Source organism: Pseudaquidulcibacter saccharophilus (assembly GCF_019455445.1).
Taxonomy (GTDB): domain Bacteria; phylum Pseudomonadota; class Alphaproteobacteria; order Caulobacterales; family Aquidulcibacteraceae; genus Pseudaquidulcibacter; species Pseudaquidulcibacter saccharophilus.
The window spans coordinates 148,286-164,298 of the sequence record NZ_JAHWUS010000001.1 but is presented as its reverse complement, the minus strand read 5'-3'; the positions used below and the strand labels follow the sequence as shown (position 1 = coordinate 164,298).

Below are 16,013 nucleotides of genomic sequence, written 5' to 3'. Positions count from 1 at the left end.
TGCGGGGTGAATATTTATATGCAAGAAATTAAACTATAATTCTTTCCATGCCCGACCATCACGATCCATCATCAGCGCCGAAGCAAGTGGACCGTCAGAGCCAGCAGTATAAATATGGGGTTCAATCTTTTTATCTTCCCATGCCTTGATGATGCGATCAACCCAAATCCACGCTGCCTCAACCTCGTCACGGCGCATGAATAGTGAAAGATTGCCCCGCACCACATCCATCAAAAGCCGCTCGTAAGCATCAGGATAGCGTAGGGTAAAAGTCTCAGCATAGGACAAATCAAGCGGAACCGATTTCATACGAAGACCACCAGGGCCCGGTTCCTTGATTTGTAACCACATCTCAACCCCTTCATCAGGCTGAAGTCGCATTACAAGCTGATTGGGTTTTGATTCGCCTTCAAATAAAACATGAGGCGGTGGCGTAAATTGTACCACGATTTCAGAACGTCTGCTTGCAAGGCGTTTTCCGGTGCGCAAATAAAATGGCACGCCGCTCCAACGCCAATTATGAATGTGGGTTTTAAGCGCAACAAAAGTTTCGGTTGAAGAAGAATTTAAACTGTCATCATATTTTTTTAATTCTTCTAGATATCCTGGGGCCGCTTCATCGCCAACCAAACCTGCTTTATATTGACCGCGCACCGTATCTTCGGCGATTGTGTCGGCGGTGATTGGTTCCAATGAACGCAAAACCTTGATTTTTTCAGTACGAATTGCATCGGCATCCATCGATGCAGGTGGCTCCATCGCCACAAGGCACAAAAGTTGCAACATATGGTTTTGCACCATATCGCGCATTGCGCCTGATTTATCGTAATAACCACCACGTGAACCCACGCCAATATCCTCGGAAACCGTGATTTGGACGTGATCAATTGCATGGCGCGACCAAACTGGTTCAAATAGCGCATTGGCAAAGCGCAAAACCAAAAGGTTTTGTACGGTTTCTTTGCCTAAATAATGGTCGATACGGTAAACGCGATCTTCTGAAAAAACTTCACCAACACCGTCATTAATGGCTTTGGCAGAATGCAAATCACGACCTAATGGCTTCTCAAGAACCACGCGCGAGGTTTGTGTGGCAAGGCCAGAAGTCTTTAATGAGTGGCAAATTGGAACAAAAACCGCAGGCGGCGTTGAAAGGTAAAACACCCTTACGCGTTCCTCACCGTCATGTTTTAATGCGTCATGCACTAAATTCCATTCCGCGTTTTCATCCGCAGCATCAAGTGCAACATAATCAATTAATTCCAAAAACTCTTTTAGGCGCGGATGGTCTTTTTCACCTTGGGCAAGGTTAATGTAACCATTGGTAACAGCCTCATGAAATTCTTCACGGCTCAAGGCATGACGCGCGATACCAACAATTTTTGATTCTTTTGGAATTTGACCATCACAGAAACGGTGGAAAAGAGATGGAAACAGTTTCCGTAATGCTAAATCACCTGATGCACCAAACACAATTAATTCAAACGTTGGTACGGGCACAAATTCTGCCATAAAGTCTCCCTGACAAAAATAATATTAAAACTGCCCCAGTAATTTTGCCTTATATGACGTTTTTAATTTTTATACAAACTGCATATTACAAATTTATACATATTCTATTCATAACTGCTTTTTTATTTAAAAGATGAAAATATTTGCCATAAATATGTCCAAGAGACTAATATTGTTGCGAATATTAATATAAATGGTTTGGAACACAAATTTCAGAACGGCTTTTATATGTCGCAGGCATTAATAATAAAAAACGGAAAAAGAATGCAAAAAAAATTGCGCGGCTCTTGTGCTTTTGCGGCATTATTAATTTCTGCGAATTTTGTTTATTCGTCGGCGCTTGCCGATCCGCGTGCCAAGGTTGCGATTGATGCCGATAGGGAAACCATTGATTATATAAAAGGCGCAATTGGCGAAACATCATCAAGACCACAAAGCGCATATGAAGCAAGAAGAAGTGGTGAGGTTGCCGCAGAATATGCCCAAGAGGCTTTACGATCACTTGGCTATTATCAATCTAATATCACGATTGAAATCAATGATGATGAAGTTACCTACCCAACACTAAAAATAGATCAGGGCACGCAGTTTAAAATAAAAGATCCCGATATTGAGTGGCTTGAAACCCCTCCTGACGCTGCTACTCGTATTGATTCATTAAAAGCAATTGGCCTTAATAATGGCGATGCGGGGCGCGCAGATTTTGTTATTGCTGGCGAAAGTCGCGCATTAGGTAAAGTATTAGATGACGGTTATGCCGATGCCACACTTGGACAAAGACGGGTAATTGTTGATCATGCGGATTATTCGGTTCATCCAATTTACCGCATTAATACCGGTGAGCGGGCGCGTTTGGGCGAAATCATGCTTTTGGGCAAAACCAAAACCAAAATAAAATGGGTAAAGCATTTTGTGCCGTGGCAAGTTGGCGATACGTATTCAACCGAAAAAATTTCTGAATTGCAAAGACGCATTATTGATACCGGCGCATATGATTCTGTGAATATCCGCCTTGGTGACAAAGCCCCTGGCTCTAATATTCGCACGATTAATATAACATTGGAAGATAGGGCGAAAACCACATTGGAAACCCTTATCAGCTATTCAAATACTGAAAGTTTCTCTGGTGAGGTAAGGGTTGGACGTTATAATATGTTTGGCCGTGGCGACAGTTTCATTAATCGGATTCTTTTGGGTCAAATTGAAAGCCGCGTGGAAACCACATTAAAACTGCCACACTTTCATAAGCCAGATCAGACATTATCACTGTCTTTCGGTGCATTTCGCGATGATACGGACGCATATCGTGAGCAAGGTATTGATTTAAAAGCAGACGTGACCCGTAAATTCACCCGAACGTCTTATTGGTCTGTTGGTGCTGATGCAAATTATGCCAAAAACCGTGAACCGTCTTATTATCAAACCAACACCAATATCGACCGCAACTATTGGGCATTTAGTGCAATTGGCACATATTTGCTTGATAAAACCGATAATATTCTAAACCCGAAAAGTGGCTTTAAGGCCGATGCCACATTAGAGCCAACATTAATAACCGGTGATGCCAATCTTTCTTATGTTAAAGTCATCGGACAAGCATCGTATTACAAAGGTCTTGATAAAGCAGAAAAAACGATATTTGCCACGCGCGCGCGTGTCGGTTCGATTTTTGGGGGAACTATCCCTGAAATTCCGGCCGCAAAACGTCTTTATGTTGGCGGCGGGGGGTCGGTTCGCGGTTATAAATATCAAGGCATTGGTCCGCGCTATTCTGATACAAGTGAAACCCCAATTGGAGGTCTTTCATTGGTTGAGATGAGTGTTGAACTGCGCCATCAATTTGATAATAAAATGGGTTTTGTTGCCTTTGTTGATAGCGGAACATTGGGCATCCACTCATCACCTAGTTTTAAAGAATTCAAAGCCGGTGGTGGTGTTGGTTTCCGCTATGATCTTGGTTTTGCGCCTTTAAGGATTGACCTTGCTGTCCCGTTTGATAAACCAAAGGGTGATCCTTCTTACCAGATTTACATCGGCGTGGGGCAAAGCTTTTGACGAAAAAAGATGCTGACATAGAAATACCAAAAGCCGATGCTGTAAATGAAGGCAGCGAAAATGTTGCGTCTGAAAGCGATGTTGCAAATGCCGATTCCGAAGAAGATATAGTCGAAAAAAAGAAGCGTAAAATCCGCCGCTTTAAACGGCACAAGTCTGAAAAGCATATGGTGCGTTGGCATTTTTTTCAGGCCTTGGGTTCGGCAAATGCTTTTTTAATGTTTTTGATAATGTTAGTCGTTGGAGGACTTGCACTTATTCGCTTTGGAACCGCGACCGATAGCGGGCGTGCCGGCATTGAAAAAGCATTAAATGGCCTAAAGCTTGGTCCAATTGGCACGCTTTATGTAAAAGGTCTGCATGGTGATTTGCTTACCGACCTTAACGCCGATTATGTAATGATAAAGGATGAAAAAGGCGTTTGGCTTGATGCAAGCGGCATTGAAATAGAATGGGCTCCTGCTGATTTGGCAATCGGTAAAGTGCATATTGAAAATGCCAATATCAACCGCCTTAATATCTATCGTCGCCCGATTTTAACCAAAGAGCCGGAATCAAAAAAAGACTTACCTGTTGCCATTGCGATTGATAAACTTGGTGCGGTGGTTATCCCGCACAAGGAGTTTTCGACACGCGAAGGCATACTTGGTGTCGGCACTAGCCTTTATTTAAAGCGTAACAAAGACATTAAAATTTTTGCCCAAATTATTAATGCACGTCGCCAATTTGATCGGGTTGATATTGATTTTGAGACCCGCAAAACCCTTCCAATTCATGCCAATATTCGCGCGACCGAACAAGGTGGCGGGCCAATTGCCGGAATGCTTGGGTTTGATGCCAATTCACCCTTGTTCATTAAGGCGCAATTAGAAGGCGACAAAAAACTTGGCGTTATAACTTTATTTGCCCAAAATGGCGGTAACCGCATTGCCGACGTGCGCGGTAATTGGGACAAAGATATTGGCGGCTTTGCGGGCTTTATTAATTTCAATTCGTCATTATACACGCGCGACTTTAATAAAAAATTTGGTGGGCCGGTTGATGTTAAATCAAATTGGTCCCATCTTGCGGGTGCAAAAGAAGATGAGCATTTTTTCACCCTCGATGTTCGTGGTCCCGATACTAACATAAGCGCATCTGGTAATTTAAATTATGAAAAACGTAAAACCATTGGTGCGCTTGATGTGGTATTAACCACCCGCCAAATGCGCAACTTGCTTGATACAGTTTTTCTTAATGCCGGTGTTGGTGGCTTGGTGGGCAAGGCACAGGGCTCTATTGATGATTTCCGCGTCTGGGGGCCAGTAAGCGCACGCGATTACGCCCTGCTTGATAATCATTTCGCGCGGGCAAATGGCAACCTTGATATTACATTCCAAAAAGGAAAATTAGTTGTCGATGTTAAATTCCACGGCCTTGGCAATAGTGGTAGCAATATCATAGCACGTATTGTTGGTAATGAGGTTACAGGCGGCGTTAACGTCGTGCATGACCGTGATGGGAATGTATTTGTTGATAGTCTAACCGTAAATGGTCGCGGTGTAAAAATGTCTTCAAATGGCGGTGTACGTTTTGGCGGGGCGACATATCTTGCGGGCAAAGCAATGGTTGATGCACCCAATCTAACAGGCGGTGTTTTAACCGGCAATTTAGAAGGTAATTTTGAGGCACTCCATGCAAAAGGTGCTGAAAACACTACGCTTACAATTGATGCAATTGGTAAAAACCTAAAAGGAAAGGGGGACTTTATCAATGAAGTGCTGGGTAATGCCCCACGCGCGCATACTGTTGTTAATTTGGGTAATGCGGTTTATTTCACTGCATTCAATGTCAAAACTAAAGATATTGAGGCAAACGCAACTTCGTTTGACCGTAATAATTTATTCGGCGTTATTGGTGGCGATGTAAAGGCGGGAAATGACACCTTAAAACTATTCAAATTAAACGGCACTCTGGCAGGCAAATTCACGCTTTCGGGGTTAACCAATATTAATGGCGATAATGGTTTCGCGCTTTTGAATCTGAATGTAAACGCCGCAAAATTTACTTCAAAAATTTCAAAGCTTGATGAATATATTGGTGCCACACCAAATGTAAAAGGCAAAGTTTTGATTGGCCTTAAACGCGTATTGTCAGATGAGTTGGTCTTAACTGGAAAAGATGCCAATATCACACTTTCTGGACAATTGGTTGGCCCGGGTGATTTTTCTTTAAAGACCCAGTGGAAATTAAACCGACCTTTGTATTTTGGACCATTAGAGGCCAGCGGTAATTTATATGGCAATGGTCTCATTGTTGGGCCATACGATAATTTCAAGGGTAGTTTTACCACAAACCTAAGCAGGATTGATATTGGTGGTTCTAGTATTTCACCTGCGGTTTTGACCGCTGAATTCTTGTCTGGGCAAAAGCCGTTTGTGACCAATCTCAAACTAAATGGCAAAAGTGAATTTGGCGACATTAATGGCGTTGCACAATTACTTGGTGTCGAAAATGGTTTTGCGGTGCGCAATATTGATATTAATGGTGCGGGCGTGCGGGCATTGGGCTCAGCCAGTTTTATAGAAAACCAAAATCCCAGCGCTAATTTTGCAATATCAGTTCAAAAGGGCTTGTTTTTACAAAATGGCGCATTGTCTGGAAACGTTAAAATTGAGCAGAATGGGAAAAAAACTTTTGCCAATATCAATTTTCAGGGGCAAAAATTTACATTCCGTGGCACCAACATGGCGTTTGATAATTTCGCGGTAAATGGTTCAGGTGATTTAAAGAATTTAATCCTTGATACCAATTTTTCAATGCGTTCTTATCAAGTACTTAGTTTTAATGGTAAAACCTATATAAATTCTGGCCGTGACAATACTATGGTGCGCCTAAATGGTGGCGGACACATTGGGACAAAAAATTATACTTTCACCGAGCCATTGCAAATTCGCTTTGGAGATAATGAAAAATCGGCAACCGGAAGAATTAATTTTACTGCGGCTAATGCTGCTGAAAATGCAATGATTTACTTTGATGCCCAACAAAAGGGTGAATCATTAAAAGTTGCTGCCGATGTGGATAAGCTTAGCATTTCTGCTGTTAATCAGGATTTTGTTGGCACATTTAGTGGCACAATGAAATTGCACAATATGGGCAACCATATAGAGGGTGTGGTTGACGGAAAATTAAATGATGCCCGCGCACGTGGTTTAAATAAAAACATGGCAATTAATGGCGACATTAATGCAAAATTAGAAAATGAGCGCATCGCAATAAAAACCCATGCTTATAATAACGAGGGGCTTAACGCCAATTCTGATGTGAATGTTGCAGCCGTAACATCGGTTAGCCCGCTACGAGTTGCCATTGCTCGTAATGAACCAATAAACGGCAATTTCACAATTGATGGCGAAGTTCGGCCGCTTGCCGATTTAATTTTTGCCGGACAACGTTATTTATCAGGCAAGTTTAAGGGACAAGGTAGCCTAAGCGGAAGCATTAACGACCCAATTGTAAACGGTGACTTTGCACTTTCAAACGGAAAATACCGTGAACCGGAACTTGGTCTAACCCTCAATGAGCTTAATTTAAACGGCACTATTGATAGCCAAAAGCTCGATATTGTTAATTTTAACGCCAAAGACGGAAAACACGGCGAAATTAAAGGTGAGGGTGAAGTTGGCTTGCGTGGTAATTCCGAACGTAGTTTCCATATAAATACCCATAAATTCCGTCTTGTTGATAACGATATTGCGGTGATTGATGCGACCGGCGACACAGTATTAGAACACATTGATAACCGTCAATCGCGCTTAAAAGGTCAATTGCGGATTGATTTCGCAGAATTTTCACCACGTTCGCTTTCTGGTTCAAAAGTAACTTCTTTGGATGTTGAAGAAATCAATGTGCCGAGTGATTTGGTAAAAACCCAATATGAAAATGGTCAGGCGATAAAACCACCTAAACCGCTCGCGGTAAATAATAATATTCTACTTGATGTAAAACTTTCGGCGGCGCGCGGTGTGTTTATCCGTGGTCGTGGCTTGAATCTTGAATTATCGGTAGATGCTGGAATTGGTGGCACATTACAAAAGCCAAAAATTAACGGCACCGCCAAAGTATTCCGTGGTGAATATGAATATGGTGGTCGTGCATTTGAATTTGAAGATCGCGGCACAATCACTTTGGATGAACGGCCGGAAAATATTCGCCTTAACCTAAGTGCGAAACGTGAAACCACCAATCTAAACGCTTATATTAATATTGGTGGAACCGCACAAAAGCCAGAAATAACCCTGTCATCAACCCCAAGTTTGCCACCAGACGAAGTTTTGGCACAGGTTTTATTCGGGCGCTCCAAATCGCAATTGTCCTCATTCGAGGCGGTGCAACTTGCATCATCATTGGCGGCACTTGCGGGCGGTGGTGGCTTTGACGTTATGGCAAACTTGCGCGAATTTGCCCGCCTTGATCGGTTGGTATTTGGCAATACTAATGATGGTGAAATCTCTATTGCGGGTGGAAAATATCTAGGTCGCGATGTTTATCTAGAGGTCATTTCCCAAGGCACAAAGGGTGTTGATACATCGGTTGAATGGCGTCCGTTTACATCAACAGCGATTGTTTCCACCATTGGCACAATGGGTGACGCAAAACTGTCGATAAGATGGCGTAAAGATTTCCGATGATAAGTCGTTTCACTAGATTCTTTGTATTTTTGTTTGCTTTAATGCTTACGCAATCTGCGTATTCAAAAGATATAAATAGCTTTGGGACAGTTACAAAAGTTTTTGATGGCGATTCCTTTTTGGTTAAATCTGGAAGGCACACGATAGAAATACGAATGGATTCGGTCGATGCCCCAGAGCATTCCCAAAGTTATGGGCAATATTGCAAGTCAGGTCTTGAAGCAAAAATTCTAAACCGCAAAATAAGATTTCGGCAAACAGATACTGACCGCTATGGACGTGTTGTTGCAGTGGTTTATCTTGAAAATCGCAATATTAATCGTGAAATAGTTGGCGATGGGTGTGCGTGGGCATATCGGAAATATTTGCGCGACAGTCAATTAGTCGCCCTTGAACAACAAGCAAGACGAAACAAAAAAGCGTTATGGTCGGACAAAAAGCAAATTCCACCATGGCTTTACAGAAGAGGTAATTAAAATGCGTTATTTACACACAATGGTTCGGGTTCATGATTTGGACGCATCTTTAAAATTTTACTGCGACGGCTTGGGCCTTAAACAAGTGCGCCGAATGGATAGTGAAGCGGGGCGTTACAGTCTTATTTTTCTCGCTGCGGAGCATGATTTGGGTGGTGAACCAGCGCCAGGTCGCGGTGCGCCGCATGTTGAATTAACTTATAATTGGCCTGATGAGAATGGCAATGTTGAGGATTATGGCGGTGGTCGTAATTTTGGACACCTTGCCTATGAGGTTGATGATATTTATGCCCTTTGCCAACATTTGATGGATATGGGGGTGGTAATTAATCGACCGCCGCGTGATGGCAATATGGCGTTTGTTCGTTCTCCAGATAATATTTCAATTGAATTCTTGCAAAAGGGAAAACCCCTTCCGCCTCAAGAACCATGGGCATCTATGCCAAATGTAGGGGAATGGTAACCCCACCTTCGGTATTTTGTGCCTTACACAGGGTTTTGGTTTAAGCGGGCAATAAAAACCCAAAAGATAAAATATAAAAAAGGCTTGGCATTGCCAAGCCTTTTAATTTTTAATCTTTATTTCGTATTATAGCTCAAGTGCTTCGGCGATTTTGCCATCCGCGCGACCATTAACTTCAAAACCCTGTGCTTTTTGGAATTTGGCAACTGCATCGCGGGTTAATGGGCCATAGATGCCATCAATCGGACCACGGTAATAACCACGTTTTGCCAATGCAGTTTGTAGGCTTGTTACAGAATATGCAACAGTATGACCGCGCAACACTTGTGGGTTTGCATTTACCATTGGTGCAGCCGGTGCAACCTGACCACCATTACCCATTTCATTCATTGGCATAGGTGCAGGCATAGGTGCGGGGCGCATATCTGGCATTGGTTGTTTTGCAACTTGATCACAATCAACTTGTACCCATTCATAGTGTTCTGGGGTCACGAGTTCTTGACGATTGATTGTGCCGCGTTGTTCAGGAACAGAAACTTTACGCTCCATAGCAGGTTGCACAATGTCTTTAACTTCATAGCTTGCAACTTCGGGCGCAACTTTTACTTCTTTAACGGTTGCAGGGGTCACAAGAACTTGTGTGTTGAAAGTTTTAACCTCAGCAGGAACCATAACACGTTTAACATCAGATGGTTTTATAACTACTTGACGGGTAACGGCTTGGGTAACGCCACGTTCTTCAACAAGGCAGTAAACTTCACCAGTGCTTGAATCAAGGCGACGGACACCAGAAAGATTTTGACCAGAACGCCAAACCATTCTTGGTTCACGGATTACAACGGTTTCTGTTTTTGATGCCAATTGCGCAGGAACCGCAACCAATCTTTCATATTGTGGGCGAGTGGTTTTGGTCACTTGCTCAGTGCGGAAAACAGGCTCGGTGGTGATGTAACGTGTATAGCCATCACGTGTAACAATGGTTTCAGGACGTGAACGGAAAACAGGATCACGGGTTTCAAAGTTTTCATAACCCTCTTGGGTAACAACATCCATCGGAACGTTTTTATAAACCGCAGGAACCAATACGCGTGCATAACATTGACCTGGTTTTGCTGTTGCTGGTGGGCCAGGTGGCAAGCCGTTTGGCGCATTATAACCGCCCGCAAATGCAAGATTAGGCAAGATTGCCGCCGCTACAAATCCAAACATCATTGCAGATATATTATTTTTCATTTTGACCACCATAATTTTGCTGTTTCAAAAATAATAAAACTTTAAAACAGCATTCGAAACTTTTACGGAATTACTTAAAATCACAAAGTAATCAGGAGTCAAATATTTACCATTATTTACAACTTATGCCCGAAATGAAATTGCGATATTCAATTATTTGGGGTTTTGTTCTCGATATGAAACAATTTATAAGGCACAGATTCAAGGGCATAATAGAGTGGATAATTTATCTTTATTAACAATAAAAAATGCAGATTTAATATTATTCAAGTAAAACAAGATTGATGGAAATATTAATGGCAAATCGTCCTCCCACCTATAATAAACTATTCGCAATACAGAACCACAAAATAGGCGCGGCAATTGTTGCTGATGATGCTGACAAGGCGCGAAAAGAAATTGATATTTTAGAGCGACTGGTAAAGTTAAAAAAATCATTCATGGAATTTGCTGAAAAACGAAGAATGCATCCGAAAAAAAGAACTGCTCTTGAGGCGAGAATTGAAAAAGATAAATTATTAAATGAATTAGAACAACGTTTTATAAGAATTAGCGAAGCAGGCCAGCAAATGGCTGATTTAAAGTAGTTTAATTATAATAACTTATCGGCTTTTTGCGCACAACTTATTGTCATTAGACCATTGTCATTAGAACAGAATAAATATACTTTTAATTAACGTAATGTGTGCGAAAATAATTGCACACAAGGGTTGTATTATGTCTGGACTTAATAGTCTTCATGTGCTGGTTGTGGATGACAATGCGCATATGCGTTCAATTGTTGTCGCGATTTTGCGCGGTATAGGTATCGGCACAGTAAAAGAGGCTGCTGATGGTGCAGATGCATTTGAAGTAATGCGCGCCGGTGTTCCCGACATTGTAATCACAGATCTTAATATGGATCCGATTGATGGGCTTGATTTTGCGCGCATGGTGCGCACTGCACCCGATAGCCCTTTTCCATTTGTTCCAATCATTATGATGACAGGCCATACCGAACGATCAAAGGTAATTGCCTCGCGTGATGCCGGCGTTAACGAGCTTTTGGCAAAACCAATTTCTGCGCGCACTTTGCTAGACCGTATTGTGTCGGTAATTGATCGCCCAAGACCATTTATTAAATCAGCAAACTATACTGGCCCATGTCGCCGTCGCACTATCCACAAGGATTATGCAGGGCCGTGGCGTAGAAGTACTGATGATCCTGAAGAAGAAATGCGCAAATTAAAAGAGCGCGAAGAAGCCGAAAAAGAAAATCCACCAGTTAACAAATTGGGGGATCATAAACATCATATCGGGGATCATAAGTATCGTGGCTGAGAATGAAAATGATATTGAAAACGGCGCTTCGTACGAAGTGCTGCCGCCTGACTTTTTTATTCAAGAAAAAATTGGTACTTCGGCACAGCGGCTTATTGGTGCAGACCAGCTCAAAATCGCAGAAAAATGCATGCAGGCATTAAAGCCAACAATTATTAATGCGTTGAATGTTATGCTGCATGATATTTCAACATTGGCAAGGGTACGACCACGTGGCGTTGCGCCGCAAATTTGGCGAAAAGCACATGAAATTCGTGGCATGGCGGGAAGTGCAAACCGAAAATTATTGGGTCGTTTTGGGGATCTTATTTGTAATTATCTTAATGATGCCGATGAAAACTTTCGCCCCAATGCCGCTTTAATTACTGATTTATCAGTTGCGGCAAATATTGCGATGTCTGAAACTGCTGACAATGACACAGAGCTTGCAACCCTATTCGAAGAATGCAGGGTCGCGGTTGAAGTTCAAAAAACCCGTGAAGGACGTGGCGGCGAAATTCTTTAATTATACCAATTCTTCGCCACGTAATAATTTCGGCAAATCGCCAACATCACCACCTGCATGACGGCAGAAGAATTTCCGCATCGGTGAGATGTTGTCAACAACACCAATTCCGATGTTGCGTATAAGGCGAAGCGGTGCAAAGTCATTTGAAAATAATCGTACAAAGGCATCACACGCAAGTGCGACCATCATGGTATCGGTACGACGCCATTTTGCATATTCTTCAAGAACAATTTCATCACCAATATCAAGGCCGACATCGCGTGAATTAATCAAAACCTCTGCTAATGCGGCAACATCTTTAAGGCCTAAATTAAAACCTTGTCCGGCAACGGGGTGAATGCCGTGTGCGGCATCACCGCATAATGCCACGCGCGGGCGATACCAATCGGCCGCCAATTCCATTGATAATGGGTATGCAAAAACAGGGGCGCAAATTTCAACCTTGCCCAAAATATCACCAAAGCGTTTTTGTAGTTCTGCTTCGATGAATTCTTTGCTTTGTTTTACTATTGTTTGCGCCTTGGCATGTGGTTCGCACCAGACAATTGAGGCGCGATTTTCAGGTAGTGGCAGAATAGCAAATGGGCCAGATGGTAAAAAATATTCATAGGCGACAGAATTATGTGGCTTTTCAAGCTTTACGGTTGTTACAATACCGGTTTGGTTATAGCCAAATTTATTGGTTTTAATTCCGGCATTATTACGCACTTTTGAGCCCCGCCCATCGCAGCCAACCAATAATTTAGCTTGTAATTTGCGCCCGTCTGAAATTTCAACTTCGACAATATCGCCTAATTCACGGTGTGTAATATATGATTGCCCAGTTATACGAGTAATATTTTCACGTAGGCTTGCAGCCTTATCTAGGGCAAGGCGTGTATGGCGGTTTTCAATCATATAGCCAAGTGGTTCGCTATCGGAAATTTCGGCTTCATCAAAATGAAGGGTAAAGCCACGCGCACCGCCTTTTTGTGCACCATCTTTTACCTTGCCATCGCAAACAAGAATTTCTTTGATCTCGCCAAATTCAAGCAATTTATCTTTAATGCCCAAAACCTCTAACATACGCATATTAGCATAGGCAATCGCGCTAGAGCGGCCGTCATATTTTTCTTCAAGCATTTCGACAGGCGGCAATTTATCAATTACCGCGACCTTAAAGCCAGCGCTATCAAGGGCAAGAGCCAATGATAAACCCGCAAGACCGCCGCCGGCAATTAAAACGTCAAATACTTCATCACTTTTCATATTTTCCTTTTAGCAGATTTTCAAAAAATAAAACAAGAAAATGTCGCTTGAATTTACAGGTCTTAACCTCTGGTAAACCATGTTTAGCTAGGATTAGCATACCCGTTTTTGCGGGCTTTTGGTGTTTTTAAAGGAAAAATAATGGCTAGTTGGGCAAAGTCAAAAGATACAGGTTCGAAATTCGGTGCAATGCCGTTAAAGGACAGGCTTATCCGTGATTTTGGTTTGGGTTTGTTTTTCCTCTTGTCTATTTGCGGTTTATTGGCAAATATTTCTTATTCTTCAACTGACCCTAGCTTTAATGTGGCATCAGAAGGCATAATCAAAAATTGGTTGGGCGCGATTGGCGCAAATTTTGCCGATATTATGATGCAATTTTTTGGCCTTAGCTCGGTCCCATTCATTATTCTTGCTGCTGGTGCATCTATTTTTGCCCTTATAAAAGGCCCTAATAATATCAAGAGCGGTAATCTTCGTTTGGTGCTTGGTGTAATTGGGCTTTTATTATTATCTGCGGTGTTTTCTGCTATGCCACCAAGTGCAAATTGGCCATTTGCAAGTGGTTTTGGCGGACTTGTCGGTGATGGTATTTTGGGCTTGTTTACCTTTGCATTTGGCGGTGTTTGGTGGTCAAAAGCGGTTTTTGGAATTTTGGCCTTTGCGGGATTTTTGGTTTGTGCCTATTTTGTCTTTAATCTAAGGCTTCGTGATATTGATGGCGCGGTTGATAGTGCGGGATATTACTGGGCTGGCCTTAGGGTTGCATGGGACAATTTATTTAGTCCTGCGCCGCGCAAAAAAATGAAAAAAACTGCGCCAGAGGCTGCACCAAAATCGGATGAGCCTATTAATACTCGCCGTAATAAAGCAGAAAACAAAGATATAAATATTGCTATCCCAAAAACTGAAAATGCAAAATTGGGTAAGTTTGCGGTTGAGATGCCTAAAAAAGGTAAGGCGGCTGCGCCGGATATTGAAATTCAGCAAAGCCTTCCTTTTGGAAGCAGCGGTGAGTTTGAATTGCCACGTCTTGATTTATTGCAAAAGCCAGAAATAAGAAAACAATCGCATGATCCGGCGGCGCTTCGTCAAAATGCCCACCTTTTGATGAACGTTTTAGAGCAATATAAGGTAAAGGGTGAAATTATTAATGTGCGCCCTGGTCCTGTGGTTACGCTTTATGAATTAGAGCCTGCTGCGGGTATAAAATCACAAAGTGTTATCAGCCTTGCCGATGATATTGCGCGTTCAATGTCTGCGATTTCTGCCCGTGTTGCGGTGGTAAAAGGTAAGAATGCGATTGGTATTGAATTACCAAACTCAACCCGTGAAGCGGTATATTTAAGAAGCCTTCTAACTTCTGAAGGCTATCTAAGTGGTAAGGCACAATTGCCAATGGCGCTTGGTGAAACAATTGGCGGCGAACCATGGGTTGCCGACCTTACAAAGATGCCGCATTTGTTGATTGCGGGTACTACTGGTTCTGGTAAGTCGGTTGGTATTAACGCAATGATTCTTTCAATGCTTTATCGTCTTACACCCGATCAATGCCGCTTTATCATGATTGACCCCAAAATGGTTGAATTGTCGGTTTATAATGATATTCCGCATCTTTTAACGCCAGTTGTGACCGATCCGAAGAAGGCAGTTGCCGCACTTAAATGGGCGGTGCGCGAAATGGAAAACCGCTATCGCCTTATGTCTGAACTTGGGGTTCGTAACATTAATAATTATAATGAACGTGCGGCACAGGCCAATAAGAATGGCGAAGTAATCGAAATTATGCAAAAAACCGGCTTCGACCGTGAAACTGGACAGATTATTTACGAAAAACACGTGCTTGAACTTCGCCATATGCCGTTCATCGTTGTAGTAATCGACGAGATGGCCGATTTGATGATGATTGCCGGCAAGGAAATTGAGGGTCTTGTACAACGTCTTGCGCAAATGGCGCGGGCGGTTGGCATCCACCTTATTACCGCAACCCAAAGGCCATCGGTTGACGTTATCACTGGTACAATCAAGGCAAACTTCCCAACCCGTATTTCTTATATGGTAACCTCAAAAACCGACAGTCGTGTTATTCTTGGTTTTGATGGCGGGGCCGAACAATTGCTTGGCCAAGGTGATTTGTTGTTTGTTGAAAATGGTGGAAAAACTACGCGTCTTCACGGACCTTTCGTATCTGATAAGGAAGTTGGACAAATTGTTGCCGCATTAAAAGCGCAAGGAAAGCCGCAATATTTTGATGATATCACCAATATTGATGATGATGAAGGGGACATGAACCCAACATTCTCATCTAATTCAGGTGATGAGTTGTTTGATAAGGCGGTTGAAATTATTGCGCGTGACCGTAAAGTCTCGACATCATATTTGCAGCGTAAGTTAAGCATTGGCTATAACCGCGCCGCAGATTTGGTTGACAGGCTTGAACGCGAAGGCATGATTTCAGCTGCGGACCATGTGGGAAGGCGGCAAATTCTGTTACCAGACCACAATATGTAATGTTTCAGGTGAACAGA

General features: G+C 42.6%; 11 protein-coding genes. 8 read left to right on the top strand and 3 right to left on the bottom strand.

Annotated features, from left to right (window positions below):
- Nucleotides 1-33: 33 nt before the first annotated feature.
- Nucleotides 34-1,512 (bottom strand): glucose-6-phosphate dehydrogenase, encoded by a 1,479-nt coding sequence (zwf, locus tag KXV15_RS00670; protein WP_240006229.1) that lies wholly within the window; start codon nt 1,510-1,512, stop codon nt 34-36.
- 264 nt (nt 1,513-1,776) lie between these two features.
- Here zwf and KXV15_RS00665 point away from each other — a divergent pair, with 264 nt between their 5' ends.
- Genes KXV15_RS00665 through KXV15_RS00650 form a run of 4 tightly spaced genes read left to right on the top strand, consistent with a single transcriptional unit; the run spans nt 1,777 to nt 9,179 of the window.
- Entirely contained in the window at nt 1,777-3,567 is a 1,791-nt protein-coding gene (locus KXV15_RS00665; RefSeq protein ID WP_240006228.1) for an autotransporter assembly complex protein TamA, read from the top strand.
- The gene (locus KXV15_RS00660; protein WP_240006227.1) at nt 3,564-8,240 is read left to right on the top strand and encodes a translocation/assembly module TamB domain-containing protein; all 4,677 of its coding nucleotides are present in this window, start codon (nt 3,564-3,566) and stop codon (nt 8,238-8,240) included. The genes KXV15_RS00665 and KXV15_RS00660 overlap by 4 nt, the downstream gene beginning before the upstream one ends.
- Nucleotides 8,241-8,281: 41 nt before the next feature.
- Nucleotides 8,282-8,716 (top strand): thermonuclease family protein, encoded by a 435-nt coding sequence (locus tag KXV15_RS00655; protein ID WP_240006226.1) that lies wholly within the window; start codon nt 8,282-8,284, stop codon nt 8,714-8,716.
- Nucleotide 8,717: 1 nt separating this feature from the next.
- Nucleotides 8,718-9,179 (top strand): VOC family protein, encoded by a 462-nt coding sequence (locus KXV15_RS00650; RefSeq protein WP_240006225.1) that lies wholly within the window; start codon nt 8,718-8,720, stop codon nt 9,177-9,179.
- 126 nt (nt 9,180-9,305) lie between these two features.
- Here the strand turns inward: KXV15_RS00650 and KXV15_RS00645 are convergent, their stop codons facing one another.
- Nucleotides 9,306-10,412, bottom strand: coding sequence for a peptidoglycan-binding domain-containing protein (locus tag KXV15_RS00645; RefSeq protein ID WP_240006224.1), 1,107 nt, complete (start codon nt 10,410-10,412; stop codon nt 9,306-9,308).
- A 284-nt stretch (nt 10,413-10,696) separates the two neighbouring features.
- Between KXV15_RS00645 and KXV15_RS00640 the strand changes: the two genes are divergently transcribed.
- From KXV15_RS00640 to KXV15_RS00630, 3 genes are all read left to right on the top strand, one after another.
- The gene (locus tag KXV15_RS00640) at nt 10,697-10,999 is read left to right on the top strand and encodes a hypothetical protein (RefSeq protein ID WP_240006223.1); all 303 of its coding nucleotides are present in this window, start codon (nt 10,697-10,699) and stop codon (nt 10,997-10,999) included.
- A gap of 130 nt (nt 11,000-11,129) precedes the next feature.
- The gene (locus tag KXV15_RS00635; protein ID WP_338050394.1) at nt 11,130-11,732 is read left to right on the top strand and encodes a response regulator; all 603 of its coding nucleotides are present in this window, start codon (nt 11,130-11,132) and stop codon (nt 11,730-11,732) included.
- A complete protein-coding gene (locus KXV15_RS00630; protein WP_240006222.1) occupies nt 11,725-12,237 on the top strand; it encodes a hypothetical protein in 513 nt (170 codons plus the stop codon). The genes KXV15_RS00635 and KXV15_RS00630 overlap by 8 nt, the downstream gene beginning before the upstream one ends.
- On the opposite strand, the gene KXV15_RS00625 is transcribed toward KXV15_RS00630, so the two are convergent.
- Nucleotides 12,238-13,488, bottom strand: a complete 1,251-nt coding sequence (locus KXV15_RS00625; RefSeq protein WP_240006221.1) for a UbiH/UbiF/VisC/COQ6 family ubiquinone biosynthesis hydroxylase — start codon at nt 13,486-13,488, stop codon at nt 12,238-12,240.
- Nucleotides 13,489-13,629: 141 nt separating this feature from the next.
- Between KXV15_RS00625 and KXV15_RS00620 the strand changes: the two genes are divergently transcribed.
- On the top strand, nt 13,630-15,996 hold the full coding sequence (locus KXV15_RS00620; RefSeq protein WP_240006220.1) for an FtsK/SpoIIIE family DNA translocase: 2,367 nt from the start codon (nt 13,630-13,632) through the stop codon (nt 15,994-15,996).
- The last annotated feature ends 17 nt before the right edge of the window (nt 15,997-16,013 follow it).